This is a genomic window from Limnobacter sp. (assembly GCF_036405155.1).
Classification (GTDB): domain Bacteria; phylum Pseudomonadota; class Gammaproteobacteria; order Burkholderiales; family Burkholderiaceae_B; genus Limnobacter.
The window spans coordinates 144535-163598 of record NZ_DASWYD010000001.1 but is presented as its reverse complement, the minus strand read 5'-3'; the positions used below and the strand labels follow the sequence as shown (position 1 = coordinate 163598).

Annotated in this window: 17 protein-coding genes; 8 read left to right on the top strand and 9 right to left on the bottom strand. The window is 57.8% G+C overall.

Annotation, left to right across the window (positions count from 1 at the left end):
- Positions 1–80: 80 nt before the first annotated feature.
- Positions 81–233, bottom strand: coding sequence for a hypothetical protein (locus tag VGE55_RS00800; protein ID WP_331129839.1), 153 nt, complete (start codon positions 231–233; stop codon positions 81–83).
- Between VGE55_RS00800 and VGE55_RS00795 the strand changes: the two genes are divergently transcribed.
- The 6 genes from VGE55_RS00795 to VGE55_RS00770 all read left to right on the top strand — a co-directional run bounded on the left by VGE55_RS00795 (position 232) and on the right by VGE55_RS00770 (position 9839).
- A complete protein-coding gene (locus tag VGE55_RS00795) occupies positions 232–876 on the top strand; it encodes a tetratricopeptide repeat protein (RefSeq protein ID WP_331129838.1) in 645 nt (214 codons plus the stop codon). The two genes, VGE55_RS00800 and VGE55_RS00795, sit on opposite strands and share 2 nt — an antisense overlap.
- Before the next feature lie 41 nt (positions 877–917).
- The gene (locus VGE55_RS00790) at positions 918–1598 is read left to right on the top strand and encodes a response regulator transcription factor (protein ID WP_331129837.1); all 681 of its coding nucleotides are present in this window, start codon (positions 918–920) and stop codon (positions 1596–1598) included.
- Positions 1595–3043, top strand: coding sequence for an ATP-binding protein (locus VGE55_RS00785; protein ID WP_331129836.1), 1449 nt, complete (start codon positions 1595–1597; stop codon positions 3041–3043). Before VGE55_RS00790 ends, VGE55_RS00785 begins: the two co-directional genes overlap by 4 nt.
- A 2-nt stretch (positions 3044–3045) precedes the next feature.
- Positions 3046–3897 carry an alpha/beta fold hydrolase gene (locus VGE55_RS00780; protein WP_331129835.1) on the top strand — a complete coding sequence of 284 codons (852 nt, stop codon included), beginning with the start codon at positions 3046–3048 and terminating at the stop codon, positions 3895–3897.
- 24 nt (positions 3898–3921) lie between these two features.
- Complete coding sequence (locus VGE55_RS00775) at positions 3922–5094, top strand: zinc-binding dehydrogenase (protein WP_331129834.1); 1173 nt, start codon at positions 3922–3924, stop codon at positions 5092–5094.
- Positions 5095–5231: 137 nt separating this feature from the next.
- The gene (locus VGE55_RS00770) at positions 5232–9839 is read left to right on the top strand and encodes an ATP-binding protein (protein ID WP_331129833.1); all 4608 of its coding nucleotides are present in this window, start codon (positions 5232–5234) and stop codon (positions 9837–9839) included.
- A gap of 6 nt (positions 9840–9845) precedes the next feature.
- Here the strand turns inward: VGE55_RS00770 and VGE55_RS00765 are convergent, their stop codons facing one another.
- The 5 genes from VGE55_RS00765 to VGE55_RS00745 all read right to left on the bottom strand — a co-directional run bounded on the left by VGE55_RS00765 (position 9846) and on the right by VGE55_RS00745 (position 13649).
- On the bottom strand, positions 9846–10139 hold the full coding sequence (locus VGE55_RS00765) for a flagellar biosynthesis anti-sigma factor FlgM (RefSeq protein WP_331129832.1): 294 nt from the start codon (positions 10137–10139) through the stop codon (positions 9846–9848).
- A 92-nt stretch (positions 10140–10231) separates the two neighbouring features.
- Positions 10232–10978: a metal ABC transporter permease gene (locus tag VGE55_RS00760; RefSeq protein ID WP_331129831.1), complete on the bottom strand. Its 747-nt coding sequence runs from the start codon at positions 10976–10978 to the stop codon at positions 10232–10234.
- Positions 10975–11925: a metal ABC transporter substrate-binding protein gene (locus tag VGE55_RS00755; RefSeq protein WP_331129830.1), complete on the bottom strand. Its 951-nt coding sequence runs from the start codon at positions 11923–11925 to the stop codon at positions 10975–10977. The genes VGE55_RS00760 and VGE55_RS00755 overlap by 4 nt, the downstream gene beginning before the upstream one ends.
- A 10-nt stretch (positions 11926–11935) precedes the next feature.
- Positions 11936–13273 (bottom strand): hypothetical protein, encoded by a 1338-nt coding sequence (locus tag VGE55_RS00750; RefSeq protein WP_331129829.1) that lies wholly within the window; start codon positions 13271–13273, stop codon positions 11936–11938.
- 46 nt (positions 13274–13319) lie between these two features.
- A complete protein-coding gene (locus tag VGE55_RS00745; RefSeq protein WP_331129828.1) occupies positions 13320–13649 on the bottom strand; it encodes a hypothetical protein in 330 nt (109 codons plus the stop codon).
- A 159-nt stretch (positions 13650–13808) separates the two neighbouring features.
- Between VGE55_RS00745 and katG the strand changes: the two genes are divergently transcribed.
- Entirely contained in the window at positions 13809–16013 is a 2205-nt protein-coding gene (gene katG / locus VGE55_RS00740) for a catalase/peroxidase HPI (protein WP_331129827.1), read from the top strand.
- A gap of 63 nt (positions 16014–16076) precedes the next feature.
- Here the strand turns inward: katG and VGE55_RS00735 are convergent, their stop codons facing one another.
- The gene (locus VGE55_RS00735; RefSeq protein WP_331129826.1) at positions 16077–16520 is read right to left on the bottom strand and encodes a hypothetical protein; all 444 of its coding nucleotides are present in this window, start codon (positions 16518–16520) and stop codon (positions 16077–16079) included.
- Positions 16504–17079 (bottom strand): nucleotidyltransferase domain-containing protein, encoded by a 576-nt coding sequence (locus VGE55_RS00730; protein WP_331129825.1) that lies wholly within the window; start codon positions 17077–17079, stop codon positions 16504–16506. Before VGE55_RS00730 ends, VGE55_RS00735 begins: the two co-directional genes overlap by 17 nt.
- 107 nt (positions 17080–17186) lie before the next feature.
- Here VGE55_RS00730 and VGE55_RS00725 point away from each other — a divergent pair, with 107 nt between their 5' ends.
- Complete coding sequence (locus VGE55_RS00725) at positions 17187–18125, top strand: DMT family transporter (RefSeq protein ID WP_331129824.1); 939 nt, start codon at positions 17187–17189, stop codon at positions 18123–18125.
- Here VGE55_RS00725 and VGE55_RS00720 read toward each other — a convergent pair.
- Positions 18091–19032 (bottom strand): LysR family transcriptional regulator, encoded by a 942-nt coding sequence (locus tag VGE55_RS00720; protein ID WP_331129823.1) that lies wholly within the window; start codon positions 19030–19032, stop codon positions 18091–18093. The two genes, VGE55_RS00725 and VGE55_RS00720, sit on opposite strands and share 35 nt — an antisense overlap.
- Positions 19033–19064 lie beyond the last annotated feature (32 nt).

The window sequence follows — 19064 nt, the reverse complement described above, 5'->3', positions numbered from 1 at the left end:
CGGAATTGCCAACACGATAACCGCTTTGCCAGCGGATGGGTAATGAATGGCCCAATTCATTTGGCCTTAATTTAAGCGACCTACATTGAGGCTTCACCATTTTTGGACGCATCCGTGTCCCAGGTGGCCAGAGAGCCTCCTTCTGGCCACTGGCTTTTTTTCCAGCCATGCACCGGGTTGCCAACGTGCAGCATCACGGCGTTTTGTTCAAGTCTGCCCGGAGTTGTTTTCATGAAACCCCTGTCCAATGTCGGTTTGATTGCTGTGGGTCTGTTGGCCTTGGCCAATCAGGCTTGGGCTTTGCCGGCCGACATGGTGAGGACAGTCCAGCTGGATTGGGCCAAAGCCATGTACCAGCAACAGGACAAGGCGCAAGAACAGGCGTTGAAAGCCTTGACAGAAAGTCTCCAAAGTCTGGTTGAAACCAATCCGAAAGACCCGGATGCCTACGTTTTGCAGGGGATTGCCCTGAGCAGTTATGCAGTGGCCCATGGCGGTCTTGGCGCGCTGGATTTGGCCAAGAAGGCCCGGCACGCATTCGAGAAAGCGATCAGCTTGGACAGCAAAGCGATGGACGGTGCAGCCCACACAAACCTGGGGGCGCTGTATTACCAGGTGCCTGGCTGGCCACTGGGTTTTGGCAATGACACCTTGGCTGAAGACCACCTGAAAAAAGGCTTGAGCCTGAACCCAAACGGCATCGACGCCAACTACCTTTACGGCGATTTTTTGTACCGCACGGGTCGATACGACGAAGCAGAGTCCGCCTTGAACAAGGCACTATTGGCGCCGAGTCGCCCAGGGCTTGAAACAGCCGATGCTGGGCGTCGGCGCGAAATTCAGGCCTTGCTGGTCAAGGTGAAAGCCAAGAAGTAAAAACCGCACTACACTGCTGAAAACAACAGGGAGACACTTCCGTGCGTGTATTGCTGGTTGAAGACGATGAAGGCATTGCCAGTGGGGTGGCTGAGGCGCTGCGGCGCCGCGCGTATCAGGTGGACTGGATTTCCGATGGTCGACAGGCCCTGAGCGCTGCGCTGGACAACCCTTTTGACCTGATCATTCTGGATTTGGGCCTGCCCGGGCTGGATGGTTTGGATGTTCTGTCGCAACTGCGCCAAAAACAAACATCCACCCCCACCATCATCGTGAGTGCGCGGGACACGACCCGCAACCGCATCGACGGGCTGAATGCGGGTGCTGACGACTACCTCATCAAACCGTTTGATCTCGAAGAATTGTTTGCGCGGATTCACGCGATTGAACGCAGGTCCAGCGGGGCGTCCACCAATGTGTTGAAGCTGTCGGATGTGGAGCTGGATTTGCGGGGCCTGACGGTGCGCTACAAAGGCGCCGAAGTGGTGCTGCAACGGCGCGAGTTCAGCCTGTTGAAAAAGCTGATGGAAAACCCGCGTCAGGTGTTCACCCGCGAACAACTGGAAGAAAGCCTGTACGGTTGGACCTCCGATGTGGGCAGCAACACGATCGACGTGTATGTGCACAACATCCGCAAGAAAATGTATCCCGAGGTCATTAAAACCCTGCGCGGCGTGGGTTATCGGATTGACCCGGCCATTGTCGGCGACACCGCCCGATGAACATCACTGAACACACCGTCATCGAAGGCCGGGACAGCCCACGGGCGGACTCGGCAGCCTACTCCATGCGTACACGCATCATGCTGGGCTTGGTGGTTGCGGTGGTGTTGATCATGGGCATTGCTGGCGTGACCAGCTATCGGGTTGCACTGCATGAGGCTGATGAAATTTTCAGTGCCCGCCTGGCCACTTCGGCGCGTGTGCTGGACACGCTGCTGGCCAAGCAGATTGAGCACGCCACCATCACCAAACCCATCGTGATCCACCTGCCCGGTGGCTTGAAAGACGCTGACCCGGAGGACCCATCCCCATCGGGCCACCCCTACGAAACCAAATTGGCATTCCAGATTTGGAACCATGAAGGTCGCCTGCTGGTGCGTTCGGAATTTGCACCCGATGAACGCCTGGGCTTTGGACGGGAAGGTTTTTTTGAACACCACGTGGGCGACCGCAATTGGCATGTGTTTGCCATGGATTCGCAGGATGGCCACATCTGGATTGAAGTGGCCGAGGAGATGGGCCTTCGTGCCGAGATTGCGGGCGATGTGGGTGTGGTGTTGAGCAGCCCACTGTTCATTGGCTTTGTGGTGCTGCTGGTGGTGGTCAACCTGATTGTATTGGCGGGTTTTCGCCCACTGTCCAACTTGGCCGACACCATCGAAAGCCGCGATCCGAAAGACACCTCCCCCGTGGTGTTGGAGCGCACACCCCATGAAATTGTGCCTGTGGTGGACGCACTGAACCGGCTGTTTGACCGCATGGCCCACGTGATGAAACGGGAGCGGCGCTTCACAGACTCGGCTGCTCACGAACTGCGCACGCCCCTGGCTGCATTGTCGGTGCATGCACAAAACATCAGCAGCGCGCGCAACGAAGAAGAACAAGCGGTGTCGCTGGCCCACCTCATGACGGGTTTAAACCGCACCAAACACCTGGTTGAACAAATGCTGACCTACAGCCGAATTCATTCGGAGCTGGACGGCGAGGTGCCAAGCCGGGTCAACCTGAATGAAGAACTGCGCTACCTGGTCAGCAACCAGCGCACCGTGCTGGACGGCACAGGCCTGTCGATTGAGCTTGACTTGCCCGAGCAGGAAGCCACCATTGAAGCCCGCAAAGGGTTGTTGGAAATGATGATCCGCAACTTGCTGGACAATGCCTGCAAATACACCCAAAACCCGGCAGAACCCGTCAAAATCGGTTTTAATTGGGCCGACGACACCACCATTGAATTGACCGTCAGCAACAGCGCCGAGCGCATGACAGCCGACCAGGCCCAGCAAATTTTTGAACCGTATTACAGAATTCCAAACGCGCGACAGAAAGGCAATGGCCTGGGTTTGGCCATCGTCAAGGAGGTGGTTGAACTGCACGGTTGGTCGCTGGCTTTAAGCCAGGGCCAAGGGCGATTCAGCATAGTGGTCCGCATGCACAACGGAGAATAAAAATGAGCAAGCAAGCCAACGAGAAATATGCCATTGAGCACCACACCATCGCCGTCCATGGCGCCAACCTGCAAGTGCTGGTGGGTGGCGAAGGGCCCGAGGTGCTGTTGGTCCACGGGTTTCCAGACGACCACACCGTGTGGCGCAAACAAATCCCTGCCCTCATTCAGGCAGGGTTCCGGGTGATTGCACCGGACCTTCGCGGCTTCGGGGAATCGTCTCTGCCCAAGTCCAAAAGCGCGTACCACCTCAGCCACCTCACCAACGACTTGGCCATGGTGCTGGATGCCCTGCATGTCGAAAAAGCCCACGTGGTGGGGCACGACTGGGGCGCCATCATCGGCTGGTTTTTCACCATGGGCAACCAAGATCGGGTGTTGTCATACACCGCCATGTCGGTGGGGCACCCGCTGGCCTACGCCAAAGGTGGCCTGGCCCAAAAGCTGAAGGGTTGGTACACCGTGGCCTTTCAGGTGCCATGGGTGTCCGAAGCATTGATCAAGGCGGGCAACTGGACGGTGCTGCGCAAATTCACAGGGCAGACTGAGGAGGCTGAACGCTGGATAGACCGCATGCGCCGCCCCGGTCGACTGACCGCAGGCTTGAACCTCTACCGTGCCAATGTTGATCTGATTTTGGCGCGCAAATACCCGGACATCACCGTTCCCGTGATGGGCGTGTGGAGCGATGGCGATCGGTATTTGGCCGAATCGCAAATGGTGGACAGCGGCAAACTGGTGAAAGGCCCCTGGGAGTACCACCGCATCGAAGGGGCCAGCCACTGGTTCCAACTGGAAAAACCCATGGAAACGAATGCCCTGCTCATCAATTACCTGAAGCACCACGCAGCATAAAAAAACCGTCGAGGAGACACGACCATGAAAGCGGTGGTATGCCAAAACAACGCACTGACCGTGCGGGACATTCCCGACCCAAAACCCGCCAAGGGCCAGGTGGTGCTCAAGGTGCTGCGCTGCGGCATTTGTGGCTCGGACCTGCACCTGAAAAAACACTGCGACCACATGTCGGCGCTGGCCAAGCGGGTGGGCTATCCCCACATTCCTGCCAGCAAGGACGCTGTGGTGTTTGGCCATGAGTTTTGCGGTGAGGTGGTTGAACACGGCCCGGGTACCTCCAAAAAAATCAAGGTGGGCACCCGCGTGTGTGCAGTGCCCATGTTGCGCCTGCCAGACCGCATCGACCTCACCGGCCTGTCATCCACCGCACCAGGCGCCTATGCTGAGTACCTGCTGGTGCAGGAAAAGTTGATGGAGCCGGTGCCCAATGGGCTGTCGGCAGACCTGGCCGCGCTGACCGAACCCATGGCCGTGGGCCTGCATGCGGTCAACCGCAGTGAAATTAAACGCGGCGACGTGGCCATTGTGATTGGCTGTGGTCCGGTGGGCCTGGCGGTGATTTGTATGCTCAAAGCCAAAGGCGTCAAGAAGGTGATTGCCAGCGACTTTTCGCCAGGGCGGCGCGCCTTGGCCCAGCAATGCGGGGCCGACATGGTGATCAACCCGGCCGACCACTCACCCTTTGCCGATTGGCGGGACTACGGTTTTATTGGCGAGCTGCCCCAACTGCTGGAATTGGGCGTGGGCACCCGCGAAAAACTCGGCATGCTGCCCGTGCCCTGGTGGCATGCATGGCGACTGGCCGAAAAGGCCGGCCTCGGCCCCAAGCGCCCCGTGGTGTTTGAGTGTGTGGGCGTGCCCGGTGTGCTGAACCAATTGATGGAAGGCGCACCCTTCATGACCCGCATCGTGGTGGTGGGTGTGTGCATGGAAGTGGACAAGATTGAACCTGCGCTGGCGGTGAACAAGGAAATTGAGCTTCGTTTTGTGCTGGGCTACACCCCCCTGGAATATCGGGACGCCTTGCACCTGATTGCAGAGGGTCAAGTCAAGGCGCAACCCTTGATTACCGGCAAGGTAGGGCTTGCCGGTGTGGCGGGTGCTTTTGAGGCCTTGGGCAACCCCGAGAAGCACGCCAAAATCCTGATTGATCCGTTCAATTCAAGCAGCGGGGAAACCATCTTGCCGGTTTAAGCCCGGGCACCTAGGGAAATACCCCCCTCCAAAGTGAATATATCTTCTGGTTTGTCAACCATTTACAATCACGACCAGGGAGGAGGAGGTGACTGGCAAGCGGGCATGGCGCCCAAGCCATCAGCCACAGGACGGCCATGATTGAACACGCACGCCTCATTGTTGTTGACGATGAGCAACCCCAACTGGATGCTCTGCGTTCCATTCTGGAAGAGCACGGCTTTGAGGTCACCGCCTGTTCCACGCCCATGGAAGCCATCGCAAAGTACCGGGCCGACGCGCATGACCTGCTGCTGACCGATCTGAAAATGCCCAACATCAGCGGCATTGATTTGGTGGCGCACCTGCGCACCCTGGACCCCCAGGTGTGCGCCATTCTGATGACCGGTCACAGCACCGTTCAATCCGCCGTAGAAGCCATGCGCTCGGGCGTTTTGGACTACATCCTGAAACCCTTCAAGTTCAGCGAAATATTGCCCGTGGTGCAGCGTTGCCTGCAAGTGCGAAAGCTGCGCATGGAAAATCAGCGGCTGATCGCCGAACTCACCGCCTCCAACCACCAGTTGTCGGAGATGAACACAGAGCTGGATGCATTTGCAGGGCGCGCATCCCATGACCTGAATTCGGTAATTCACCTGATTCAAGGCTACGCGGCCCGCCTCACCAGCCGATCGCAGGACAACTTCACGGAAGACGAGTGGAAGTACCTGCAACGCATCAAGCAGACCAGCGAACGGGCCAGCACCGTGGTCAAGGACCTGTTGTCATTTGCCCGCTTGGGCCAGGCCAGTCTGGATGTCAAGCCAGTGGACCTGAATGCGATTGCCATGCAGGCCAAAATTCTCACGGAATTGATGGCGGACGGTCCACCAGCCACATGGCAGTTGCCTGAGTTGCCGACAGTTCCGGGCGATGCCTCACTGCTGGAACAGGTCTTCATGAACCTGTTTTCCAATGCATTGAAGTTTTCACGCCTGCGTGACCAACCCAGCATTGAAGTGGGTTGCCGCGATGAGGGAACCCACCACCTGGTGTGGATTCGCGACAATGGATCGGGGTTTGATCCCAGCCAGCAGTCCCGTCTCTTCAAACCTTTTCAACGCCTGCACACCCAGTCTGAATTTGAGGGCAATGGCCTGGGGCTGGCCAATGTGAAGCGCATCATGGAACGGCATCAGGGGCACATCTGGGCTGAATCCATTCCAGACGCCGGCGCCTGCTTTTATTTGAAATTTGCCAAAACGCTGCAACTTGCCCCGGGCGTACACAGCTTGCCGCCTCCCCCTCAGCCACCTGCGGTTGATCGTGTGGTGCCCGACAAACGGGCGGCAACCGACCTGACCCTGGCCTTGCAGCGCATCGGCGGGCACCTTGGGAAAATTGGCGGATGGGCCATTGAATACACACCCAACCGGCATGTGTATTGGTCAGATGAAATATGGCGAATTCTGGATGCCGAGCCGGGCGAGCAAGCCGCCCCCACCTTTGAAACCGGTTTGCTGCTGTACCCGGAGCCCTATCAGGAACGCGTGGCACAAGCCCTGATGGACTGCGTGCAGCACGGCACGGAGATGGACCTGGAGGCGCAGATTCGGACCTTCCAGAACCGCTTGATTTGGGTGCGCCTGCGAGCCGAGGCCGTGTTTGACGAGCAAGGGGTGCTGCAGCGCATTCAGGGCTGCATTCAAGACATCACCGAACACCGCATGGCCATGACCACCCTGCGGCGCATCAACAAACTCTTGCAAACCCAAAACCACATCAACATGGCCTTGCCCAACTTCACCCGGGTTGAGCAGGTGTTTGATGAAATTTGCACCCAAACCGTGTCCACAGGAGAAATTCCCTTGGTGTGGGTGGTGCAGAAGGACCCGGTTCGGGGCGGCTTGCAGGTGGTCTCCAAGGCAGGGAAACACCAGGACATCGTCGACACCATCATGGCCAACACCAATGTGTGTTTTCAAAATGAATGGCTGGACACGCTGCGACGGCGGGAAATTGTGCTGTGCGCCGACACCAGCAACAATCCACATGCACAGGGTTGGGTTGAACTGGCCCAGTCCCGTGGATTTTCATCGTTTGCCATCATCCCGCTGCACCTGCGCGACAAGCTGATTGCCGGTGTGATTTATTTCGGTGAAGGAGTGGCCGCCTTCGACAAAGACCTGGTTGAGATGCTGCAGGCCATTTCGAAGAACCGCTCCATTTCGCTGGAGAACCTGACCAACCAGATTGAGCGAACTGCGACCGTGGAACGCCTGAAACTGCTGGAAACCTGTGTTGAGCGATTCAACGACATGGTGGTGATCACCGAAGCGGAACCCATTGTGGCCGACGGACCCAAAATCCGTTGGGTAAACCAGGCGTATTACAAGCGGACTGGTTTTACGCCCGAGGAAGTGATTGGCAAGACACCCCGCATACTGCAAGGCCCACTCACGCAGCAAGAGGCCCTGCGCCGCATTCACCAGGCGTTGTCCAACTGGCAACCCATCCGCGAGGAACTCATCAATTACACCAAAACCGGTGAACTGATGTGGCTGGATGTGGACATCGTACCGATCGCCAACGAGGCCGGATGGTATACCCACTGGGTGGCCATTTTGCGGGACATCACCGAGCGCAAGCGGGCTGAAAGTGCGCTGAATGCCACCCTGCACCGGTTTCGCTCACTGGCCAATGCCACCAGCGACTGCATTTGGGATTGGGACGTCATCACCGATGAAGTGTGGTGGAGCGAAGGCATTCAAACCCTGTTTGGTTTAAACCGTGCACAATTGGACAACACACCGAAGTCTTGGGCAGACAGGGTGCACGCCGAAGACCGGCTGCGCGTGCTGGATCGAATCACCCAAACCCTGGCTGGCAACGACAACTTCTGGAAAGACGAATACCGCTTCGCGAGAGCCGACGGCAGTTGGGCAGAAGTGGTGGACCGTGGCTTTGTGATTCGCGACGACACTGGCAAGGCCCTGCGCATGATTGGTGGCATCACAGACATGAGCCACATTCTGGAGGTGACCCGACGCAGCAAGTCGCAGTTGGTGAAGATGAACCTGCTCAATGAAATCACGCAGGCCATTGGCAAACGACTGGACCTCGACAGCATCTACAAGGTGGTGGTCAATGCACTGGAGCAGGACCTGCCATCGGATTTTTGCTTCATGGCATCGTACCTGCCCGACGAACAGGCCATGAAGGTGCACTGCCTGAGCAACAGGACCCAAGCCATGGCTTGCACCGTCGGCTTGCTGGAAAACGAAGCCGTGCCCGTGCGCGGTACGCTCATGGAGCTGGCGGCTCAAGGGCAGTTTGTCTACGAGCCGGACATGGTCAACACATCCTGCCCGGTGGCACGCCGTCTGCAGGACAGTTGCAATTTGAACAGCGTGGTGATTGTTCCACTGAAAAAGAGCGACAAAGTGCTGGGTGTCATGGTCACCGCACGACAGCAAACACACGGTTTTGAGAATGACGAGATGTCGTTCCTCATCCAACTGGCTGAGCACGTCGCGCTGGCCCTGGACCAAGCCGAGTTGCTTCGCGAGCTGCAGGAAGCCTATGCCGAGTTGAAACAGACACAGGCCCTGGTGCTTCAGCAGGAGCGCTTGGGCGCCTTGGCCGAAATGGCGGGGGGCATTGCCCACGACATCAACAACGCCATTTCACCAGCGGCCTTGTATGTGGAGTCCCTGTTGAATGCCGAACAGCAGCTCAGCCCCAAAGGGCGCAAGCAGCTGGAAACCATTCAGATTGCCATCGACGATGTGGCCAACACCGTCGAACGCATGGGTCGATTCGCCCGCTCACGCGAGGAAGAGCACCACCTGGAGCCGGTGGATGTCAACCTGGTTTGCCGCGAGGTGTTGGAACTGACCCGAGCCAAGTGGGAAACCACGCCGCGCAAGCAGGGCGTTCAGATTGAACTGCGCACCGAGTTTGGGGAGCAACTGCCCGCACTGGGTGCATCGGAGGCCGAATTGCGGGAGGCCATGGCCAACCTGATTTTCAATGCGGTGGACGCCATGCCCCAAGGCGGGACACTGACGGTGAAAACCCGGCTACGCCGCGAGGGGCGACAGGACCACCTGATCATCGACGTGCAAGACACCGGCATCGGCATGAATGAAGAAACCCGTCGGCGCTGCATCGAGCCTTTCTTCACCACCAAGGGACAACGCGGCACTGGCTTGGGCCTGGCCATGGTGTACGGGATTGTCAAACGGTTCCAGGGTCGCCTGTTGATTCAAAGCGCCTTGCAACAGGGGACCACGGTGTCTATGGTGTTTGAACACAATCCGCAAGCCCGGTTCAACATTCAGTCCATGCAACCAGTGGTGGAAGACGACTTGCCAGACCAAGCACTGGACATTCTGCTGGTGGACGATGACCTCAGTGTGCTGGAGGCTGTCACCGACATGCTGCATGCCATGGGGCACCATGTCACGGCGGTCAACAATGGCCATGCTGCCCTGGCCGCCCTGGGCGTCAGCCTGGAACATGGGGAACGGGTGGATGTGCTGATCACCGACCTGGGCATGCCCGACATGGACGGCAAGGAACTGGCCCGGCAGGTGAAAAAAATCGACCCGAGCATTCACACGGTGCTGCTGACGGGTTGGGGCAAACAGATGAATGCCAACCACGAGCAGGTGCCCCATGTGGACCTGATTCTGGGCAAACCACCGAAGGCAAGCGACATCCGCAGCGCCTTGCGGCTGCTGGTCGACAGCAGCCCGATGTGAAGCGGTTTATTTCAACAAGGCGCGTTGGTCCGCCATCATGCGTTCGGACACCAGTGCCGCATTGATTTTGTAGCCACCGTCGGCCAACTGCTGGCGAATCATTTCAATTTTGTCCGCATCCAGTGGTGCCCGGTTGTCCAGAATCATGGTCCCGGTTTTTTTGGTGATGGACACCACCACATCTTGCCCGTCCTTCTCAGCAGCAGTCCGTATGCTGTTGGGCCGGGCAGACGACAGCACATCGTTTTTCTTGGGATCGGGGACGTTGAACACCACCACATTGTTATTGCCGGTAATCATGAAACCACACAGCCCAAAATTGAAAAACAGTGCAAAATTATCAGACCCGGAATGCGCACGGTATGCCGCTTTTGCCATGTTGAATGTAGGAATCACGCCAACATGCTGAAAGCCACGCCCAGTGCGGCCAAACTCCACACAATCACCGCGCCGGAGGGTAGATCAAACAGGCCCGACAACACAAGCCCGAGGGCGTACGCCAGCCCCCCCAAAGCATACCCACCCAACAGTTTGCGATGGGACCGCCACGCCCGCACAGCCAGAGCCGGCATGATGAGGCTGGAAAACACCAGATACACCCCCACCAATTGCACCGACACGGTGACCGCCAAGGCAAACAGCACATAGAACCCAGCGCGCCCCAAACGTTCACGAAAACCAAACCAGCCCACGAGAATGACCACCGACACCAGTGCACCCCACAGCAACTGATTGGAACTCACCCACAGAATTTGACCAGCCAGCAAATCTTTCAGGTGTTCGCCACCGTGGGGATTGTTGGCCAACAGCAATATGCTGCCACTGGCGGCCAACACAAACAAAGCGCCAATCAAGGCCTCTTGCACCTCGGGCCATTTTTTCTCAATCCAGGTGAGTAGCAAGGCCCCCAACAGCGCGGCCAGCACCGCTGCCGCCTGCACCTGCAAACCTTGCGGTTCAAAGCCCAGGGTATCGGCCAGTACCACGCCCAATGCTGCAATTTGTGCCACCGCCAGGTCGATGAACACAATGCCCCGCTGCAGCACTTGCTGCCCCAGCGGAATGTGTGTGGCCAGCACAATCAAGCCCGCCAACAACGCAGGCCCCAGAATGGTCCAACTGACTGCTTCCCAGTTCATGGTGCGCTCCGTTTGGCTTTTTGAGCGGATGCCTGTGCAGCCAACAATCGGGCAATCGTGTCGTCAAACAGGCTGAACAGGTCCTTGGCCGCAGGGGTACCGCCCACGGTGAACGGCAGCTCCACAGCAGGAATGCCCGCATGCTCGGCCAGCCAGTTGGATGGCCGGTCGCTGCTGTACGCAGCGCGAACCACCATCTGTGCAGGTTGGGTTTTCAAGACCCCCAACACCTCGGACAGATATGACCCACTGGGCTCCACACCCGGCTTGGGTTCCAGGGCTGTTACCTCCTTCAAACCCAACCAGTCCTCCAGGTATGGAAAGCCTTTGTGCTGCACGACAATCGCGGTGCCCTTCAGGGGTGCGGCCTGGGTCTGCCAACGGTCGATGGCAGCCTGCCAGCGCTTGGAAAAGGTTTGATGGGCTTGCTGGTAAAACGCTGCATTGCCCACATCCACTTCGGCCAAACGCTTGGCCAAGGCATCGGCCACCCGCGCAATGTTGCGGGGGTCGGTTTGAATGTGCGGGTTACCGCCTGGGTGCACATCACCCTCAGCCCGGCTTAACCGCGTGGGTACCTCCAGCATGTTGACCACACTGGCCGCCTCAAAGTAACCCGGTTTGCCCGGCTGCACAGCCACATTGCCCGATTGACGAAGCACCACCGGCAACCAACCCACTTCCAGCTGAGATCCAGTGCACACCACCAGTTGAGCGGACCGCATTTTGGCCACCAGGCTGGGTTTGGCTTCAATGTGGTGAACGTCCTGCAAGGCCGTGGTGGCCGAAAACACGTCGACCTTGTCGCCACCCAAAGCTTGGGTAAGCGATGCCCATTCAGGTTCACAAGCAAACACGTTCAGCGCAGCCTGGGCCTGGCCAGCGAAACCCAACAACATCAACAGGCTCACCGCATGAGCCCGAATTAACTTGATACTTCTCAACATATCCCTGTCCTCAATAACTGTGGGCACCATGGGCACCCAAACTCATCTGGTACTGAACAAACAACTGGTTGTCTGCGCGAAGCTGGCTCGACTCATCCCGCGCCAGTTGGAGGCGAATGCGTGAAAACTCACTTGGGTTGTAATCAATCATCCAGCTCAAGCGTTTGGGGTTGTAGCCCGTGAAAGCGAGGTTGGATGTGTTGGCGCCATAATCCACCGAGCCGCCATTCAGGCGGTCCAACCGAAGGCCAGTTCGCCAGCCTTTCACAAACTGGTAAACCCCTTGGGCATACCAACCCGATTGCGAGGCGCGGTAGCTGTCGGTATTCAGCAGCCCATCTTCCGAGCGGTGCATGAATTCAGTCTGGAAGGTAAAGTTTTGATCCACCGGGTTGCCGTTGGGTGCCCATTTGTAGACCAGGTCGGCAATCGCAATCTTGCTTTGGCCATTGAAGGTGTTGGTGACCACGCTGCCCGTGGCATCCACATCCGTCGATTGGCGGTCCTCTGGCGACACTTGAAGGTAGCTTAGCCCCGCGCGCCAACTGCTGCTGATGCCCCAGTCGCCGCCCACATGGCCATACACAGCACCGGCTGCGGTGCCGTTTTTACTGCGACCGCTGGATTCCGCAATTCGACCTCGCCCCATTTCCGCGCCCAGCTCAAGAAAAAAATCCGTCGGGGCCAACCACTTGAGCTGAAGACCATCGTCCGCAAACTGGTTACCCAAAAACGCGGCATACACCAATGGGTTGTCCACAAAGTCCCAGGTGTGGGCGTGGCGTGCATTCTGGTAGCCAATGCCTGAATAAAACCGGCCCATTTTCAACGTGAGGTTGGCGGGCAGGCTGGTGGTTTGCACAAAGGCTTCTTCGACTCCCACGGTGTTGTCGGGTGCCAGCGCCAGGTTCAAGCCGCCATAAAAGTTGGGGTCTACATTGGCATAAATGCCGAGCTCACTTTCGCCCAAATTGAATCCACGGTCTGCGGGGGCGATTTCACCGCCAGCCTGAAAACCAGTGATGTTGTAAGGCTGTGGGTTGCTGCGGGACGCGTAAGTGCCCGACAAAATCAGCGAGATATCGGGGTTGAATGCATTGCTGCCCGCAGCGGCTTGCACGGGCGGCTGGGCAGCGGCCTGTGTGGCCAATTGCTGGGTGCTCTGCAATTGCTGCTCCAGCGCCTGAATGCGGGCCTCGTAGGCCTGTTTCATGGCCTCGAAGTCAGCGCGAAGCTGGGCCAAATCGTTTGGAGAAGGAGAAGCGGACGTGACTGCATTGGGGCCAGCCCAGGCGCATGCGCCAAAAGCCGACAGCAACGCACACGCCAACACGTGTCGTTTGAACATGGGAAAGCTCGCTTAAAAAGAATGAGTCGAATGGACGATCAACAATTCAAGCGAGTGCTGGCGGTGCGCGGGAGTGGTAAACCACACTCCCGTTGGTTGAAGCGAAAACAGCTTGGGCATGCACCTGCGGTGCATTGGCCGCCATGGGTACCAAGTGATGCGCGTGGGCGGGCGGTGCCGATTGAAAGTCGGCCAGGGCCAGGCACTTGGCACACACCTTGGCCGCGGAATGCAGCTCGTCTTTTTGCGACAGGTGGCCTGCCGCCGAACCGGCATTGAAGTCGGCGTTGTGCTGATAGACGTGCGTAACCGCCAGCTGTTGGGCAAGCCCCAACACCAACGCCAAACACATGGATAACCAGACACGATTCAACATAGAACGACCCGCCCGTGGTACCTTAGTATAAACACAATCGACACGTCATCGGTTTAGCCTATAAACGCAGTCAGGATTTTCCATTGGCCTTGAGGCCAGCCCAAACGTTAGACTGATTCAACACTGAAACACCAACCACACTCTGATCAAGGAGGGAATATGTCCGATTTGTCCAAATGCCCATTCCATGCCTCTGCCGGCGCCAACGCCGTGAACACCGCACTGTCAAATGCCGATTGGTGGCCCAATCAGTTGAAGCTCAGCATCCTGCATCAGCACACCGCGAAGTCCAACCCACTGGGTGAAGCATTCAATTATGCAGAAGCGTTCAAAAAGCTCGACCTGCATGCCGTGGTGAAAGACCTGCATGCCCTCATGACCGATTCCAAAGACTGGTGGCCAGCCGACTACGGCCACTACGGCCCGCTGTTCATTCGCATGGCCTGGCACAGCGCCGGTACTTACCGCGTGGCCGATGGCCGCGGCGGTGCTGGCTCGGGCGAACAGCGCTTTGCGCCTTTGAACAGCTGGCCCGACAACGGCAACCTCGACAAGGCACGCCGCCTGCTGTGGCCCATCAAGCAAAAATACGGCAACCAGATTTCTTGGGCCGACCTCATGATTTTGGCGGGCAACGTGGCCTTGGAATCCATGGGCTTCAAGACCTTTGGTTTTGCCGGTGGCCGTGAAGATGTATTCGAACCCTCGGAAGACATTTACTGGGGTGCTGAAACCGAATGGCTCGCCACCAGCGACAAACCCAACAGCCGCTACAGTGGAGACCGCGAACTGGAAAACCCGTTGGCAGCCGTGCAAATGGGCCTGATTTACGTCAACCCCGAAGGCCCGGACGGCAACCCAGACCCCGTGGCCTCTGCCCGCGACATTCGTGAAACCTTTGCCCGCATGGCCATGAATGACGAAGAAACCGTGGCCCTGGTGGCCGGCGGGCACACCTTCGGCAAGGCCCACGGTGCAGGCGATGCCAAACATGTGGGCGTGGCCCCAGAAGGTGCCGATGTGGAAACCATGGGCTTTGGCTGGATGAATAGCTTTGGCAGCGGCAAAGGCGAGCACACCATCACCAGCGGCATTGAAGGCGCCTGGAAACCCAACCCCACACAATGGGACAACGGCTACCTGGAAACGCTGTTCAAATACGAATGGGAACTGACCAAGAGCCCGGCGGGTGCACACCAATGGACCCCAAAGGGTGGTGCCGGTGCCGACACCGTGGTGGATGCGCACAACCCCAACAAGCGCCATGCGCCCATGATGACAACCGCCGACCTGGCCCTGCGCTTTGACCCGGCGTATGAAAAAATTTCGCGTCGGTTCCTGAACAACCCAGCAGAATTTGCCGATGCGTTTGCTCGCGCTTGGTACAAGCTGACCCACCGCGACATGGGCCCAGTGGCCCGTTACCTGGGCCCCTTGGTGCCCAAGGAAGTGCTGGTGTGGCAAGACCCAGTGCCCGCCGTGGACCACGCGTTGATTGATGCGCAAGACGTGGCAGCACTGAAAGCCAAAGTACTGGCCAGCGGCTTGAGTACCGCCGAACTGGTGAGCACCGCCTGGGCATCGGCATCCACCTACCGCGGGTCGGACAAGCGTGGTGGTGCAAACGGTGCCCGCATTCGCCTGGAACCCCAGCGCAATTGGGAAGTAAACCAGCCCGAGCAACTGGCCCGTGTGTTGAGCAAACTGGAAAACATCCAGAAAGAGTTCAATACCTCGGCAAGCGGTGGCAAGAAAGTGTCACTGGCCGACCTCATTGTGCTGGCCGGTGGCGCAGCAGTGGAAGACGCCGCGAAGAAAGCTGGACACACCGTGAATGTGCCCTTTACACCGGGCCGCACCGATGCCACACAGGCACAAACGGATGTGGAGTCGTTCGCCGTGCTGGAGCCACAGGCCGATGGCTTCCGCAACTACATCAAAGCGGGCACCAAAGCCAAGGCCGAAGCGTTGCTGGTGGACAAGGCTCAACTACTGAGCCTGACTGCACCGGAAATGACCGTGCTGGTGGGTGGCTTGCGTGTACTGGGTGCCAACGTGGGTGGCAGCAAACACGGGGTGTTCACCAACACACCCGGCGTGCTGACCAACGACTTCTTCACCAACCTGGTGGACATGGGCGTGGAGTGGAAACCCACCGGCAGCAATGCCTATGAAGCCCGGGACCGCAAAACTGGTGCAGTGAAATGGACCGGTACCCGAGTCGACCTCGTGTTTGGTTCCAACTCGCAACTGCGTGCCATTGCCGAGGTGTACGCCCAACACGATGCCAAGGCCAAGTTTGTGAATGACTTTGTGGCCGCGTGGGTGAAAGTGATGAACAATGATCGCTTTGATGTGAAGTAATCGCCGTTCGCAACTGGCGTTGCATCGAACGACCGCAACACCTGGGGAGGGTGTTGCGGCTTTTTATGGTCCGCTGCTCTGTACCAAACGTTCAGCGCCTTGGATTGCTTTGCTCAGCAGGCTGATCATTGCATCAGCTTCAGCCCTGGACATTGGCGGAAAAGGAGAGCGATAGGAAGTATTGTTTCGGCGATCATGCGCTCTGGCCACAGCAGCAATTTCGCCAGACTCAAACGCCAGGTCTGCGGCAACGCGCAGAATGGCAGTATTCCTTCCGGCATCTTTGGTGCGAACACCATAAAACTCCAGCACTGCCTGAACGATCTGAAAAAAACCTTCGTAGGCCAGGGTGAAACGCTGCAGTGTTTTTTCCTCTGGAAGCAGTTTCACCATGTCGTGGTAGTCTCGTGCGTTTTTAATCAGTGCAGCACATGCATCTGGATTTGCTTGAACCTCCGCAAAAGCATTGGTCTTGATCAGATTGGCGTATTCAGGAGGTCTGTTCATTCAGTTCAAGGTTCCATTTTGGGCCATTGGCAATTTGTTGAACCACGGGATCGTTTTCACAGAGTGTTGCCCATTCATCCGGGTGATAAATCTCGAAGTGAACTGCTCTCTTCAAGGTTTGCTCAAGCGTGGTCAATGCTTGGCTAACACCCAAATAAGAAGGATTACCAATGAGTACCAAATCAATATCACTGGTTCCTGAGTCAGTGCCTTTCACGACCGAGCCATGCAAAAACGCCTGCTCAATATCCTTCCAAAAGGGTTGGAGCGCGTCCGAGACGGGTTCAATGACACCGAACGTCTTTCGAGCAATCGAACAAAGCTCATCAAATAAAAAATAATCAGGATTTGCTGAGATCATGCGTAAGCGGCCACCAGGCCGCTCTTCAATCAATACGCCAGCCGAAATGAGGCGCTCAATCTGTTTCTGGGTACTACCGCGCCCCGATTCAGCAATATCCAGCAAAGCGCCCAGTGAATATCGTCGCTGCGGATTCAACAAAGTTGCCCGGAGTACCTTGCGAACGGACGGCGTGAACAGAAAATCGACAGCAGACATAGTGAATACATATTTTGTGGATTTAAATCCATATTATGTGGATTTACCCAAATACTCAAGCGAATGCGGTAATCTTCACGCTTCACACGCGCAGCACACACCACACCATGAACCCCAACCCCCGCCCACAACCCATCCTGATGCTCAAACTCACCTTGGTGGCTTTGTTTTGGGGTGGTACCTTTGTGGCAGGCCGCACAGTGGCTCAGCACTTGCCCGCCATGACGGCCGCTTTTGGCCGCTACCTGGTGGCTGCCGTGCTGCTGCTGGGCGTGGCCTATCAGCGTGAGGGCGGGCTAAAGCGCTTGAATCGCGACCAGCTGTTGACCACCGCTGCACTGGGCGCCACAGGCATTGCCCTGTACAACATCTGTTTTTTTGCAGCGCTGGCGCACATGCCCGCCGGGCGCACCGCGCTCATCGTCAGCCTCAACCCCATCATGACGGCTGTGCTGGCCAGCATGGTGTTTCGCGAGCGCTTGGGTGCACTGCGCTGGGCGGGCATTGCGCTGGCCTTGTTTGGGGCGGGCGTGGTGATCACCCGAGGTGATTTGCTGGGTACCCTGCACGACGTTAGCCAGTCCCTGGGGCCCGGCGAAGGGCTGATGGCCATCGCGGTGTTGGGCTGGGCCTGCTACACGCTGGTGTCCCGCAAAGCGGGCGAAACCTTGAGCCCCATTGCAGCCATCACTTGGGCAACCCTGTGGGGTTTGCTGTTTTTATTTGTGGGCTCATTGCATGAGCTTGGCAGCGTTCAATGGTCGGCTGTACCTTGGCCGGTGTGGGTCGCCCTGCTCTACCTGGGGGCCATCGGCACGGTGGTGGCGTTTTTGTGGTTTTACCAAGGGGTGCAGCAGCTGGGCCCCTCACGCACAGCGGTTTTTACCAACCTGGTGCCGGTGTTTGGCATTGCTTTGTCGGCACTCATTTTGCGCGAGCCGATTTTGGTGTCCATGCTGGTGGGCGGCAGTATCACGGCGTTTGGGGTTTACCTCACCAACAAGGTGAACATCACGCCGCTGCAAAACCCAAGCGCTGGCGAATAAACGGCACCGCAAGGTCCAAAAACGCCCTGAGTTTTGCTGAAGGCCTTCGACCTTCGTGTTGAAGCGCATTCACCGGCAACGCTTCAGGCCAATATTCCTCCAGGCAATAGCTCAAGCGGCCCTGGCGCACAGCCTCCTCCACTTGGTAGGACAACACCCGTGCAATGCCCAAGCCCCGCTGTGCAGCTTCAATGGCTGCATCATTTGTGCTGCACACCAAGCGCGGGGCCACACGCACCACCGTGGCCTGCTTCCCTGCCCCAAACTGCCATTCCTGCACCGGGTTGACCTGCATGGGGGCAATCAGGCTGTGCTGCTCAAGCGCCTGCGGCGTGGCTGGTTTGCCGTGGGCCTTGAAGTACCCGGGTGAGGCACACAACACTTTGCGCACCTGGCCCAGCGGGGTGGCCACCATACGCGAGTCGGGCAATGGGCCAATGCGAATGGCGACATCCACCCCTTCATCCACCAGGCTGAGCACCGAGTCCTGAAACAGGCTCACCACCTGCATGGCCGGGTGTTGCTGCAAATAACTCACCACTGCCGGCATGACATGCAAACGGCCAAACAGTGCGGGTGCCGTCACCACCAGCGTGCCGTGCGGGGCGCTGGCCAAACCGGTGAGTGCCTCGTCTGCGTCCCGCATTTGCTCCAGCAAAGGTTTCACGGTCTGCAAGTAACGCTCACCAGCCTCAGTCAATTGCACAGACCGTGTGGTGCGGTTGAACAAGCGCACCTGCAAAGCCTGCTCCAACTCGGCCACACGCTTGGTCACCACCGGGGCTGACAGCCTGCAGCGCCGCGCACCCGCTGCAAACCCACCGGTTTCCGCCACCGCCACAAACACCTCCAGCGCATGCAGCTTGTCCACAATTATTTCCATTTTAGCAATTAAGTTCTTCCACATTAACCCATTCCGTATCTTTTGAAAACAATGGA

Excerpts from the sequence above, each read along its gene's own strand:
- katG (WP_331129827.1), top strand. The coding sequence starts at position 13,809 with ATGTCCGATTTGTCCAAATGCCCATTCCATGCCTCTGCCGGCGCCAAC.
- VGE55_RS00800 (WP_331129839.1), bottom strand. The coding sequence starts at position 233 with ATGAAAACAACTCCGGGCAGACTTGAACAAAACGCCGTGATGCTGCAC.
- VGE55_RS00750 (WP_331129829.1), bottom strand. The coding sequence starts at position 13,273 with ATGTTCAAACGACACGTGTTGGCGTGTGCGTTGCTGTCGGCTTTTGGC.
- VGE55_RS00770 (WP_331129833.1), top strand. The coding sequence starts at position 5,232 with ATGATTGAACACGCACGCCTCATTGTTGTTGACGATGAGCAACCCCAA.
- VGE55_RS00745 (WP_331129828.1), bottom strand. The coding sequence starts at position 13,649 with ATGTTGAATCGTGTCTGGTTATCCATGTGTTTGGCGTTGGTGTTGGGG.
- VGE55_RS00730 (WP_331129825.1), bottom strand. The coding sequence starts at position 17,079 with ATGTCTGCTGTCGATTTTCTGTTCACGCCGTCCGTTCGCAAGGTACTC.
- VGE55_RS00725 (WP_331129824.1), top strand. The coding sequence starts at position 17,187 with ATGAACCCCAACCCCCGCCCACAACCCATCCTGATGCTCAAACTCACC.
- VGE55_RS00785 (WP_331129836.1), top strand. The coding sequence starts at position 1,595 with ATGAACATCACTGAACACACCGTCATCGAAGGCCGGGACAGCCCACGG.
- VGE55_RS00765 (WP_331129832.1), bottom strand. The coding sequence starts at position 10,139 with ATGATTACCGGCAATAACAATGTGGTGGTGTTCAACGTCCCCGATCCC.
- VGE55_RS00735 (WP_331129826.1), bottom strand. The coding sequence starts at position 16,520 with ATGAACAGACCTCCTGAATACGCCAATCTGATCAAGACCAATGCTTTT.
- VGE55_RS00760 (WP_331129831.1), bottom strand. The coding sequence starts at position 10,978 with ATGAACTGGGAAGCAGTCAGTTGGACCATTCTGGGGCCTGCGTTGTTG.
- VGE55_RS00720 (WP_331129823.1), bottom strand. The coding sequence starts at position 19,032 with ATGTGGAAGAACTTAATTGCTAAAATGGAAATAATTGTGGACAAGCTG.
- VGE55_RS00780 (WP_331129835.1), top strand. The coding sequence starts at position 3,046 with ATGAGCAAGCAAGCCAACGAGAAATATGCCATTGAGCACCACACCATC.
- VGE55_RS00795 (WP_331129838.1), top strand. The coding sequence starts at position 232 with ATGAAACCCCTGTCCAATGTCGGTTTGATTGCTGTGGGTCTGTTGGCC.
- VGE55_RS00755 (WP_331129830.1), bottom strand. The coding sequence starts at position 11,925 with ATGTTGAGAAGTATCAAGTTAATTCGGGCTCATGCGGTGAGCCTGTTG.
- VGE55_RS00775 (WP_331129834.1), top strand. The coding sequence starts at position 3,922 with ATGAAAGCGGTGGTATGCCAAAACAACGCACTGACCGTGCGGGACATT.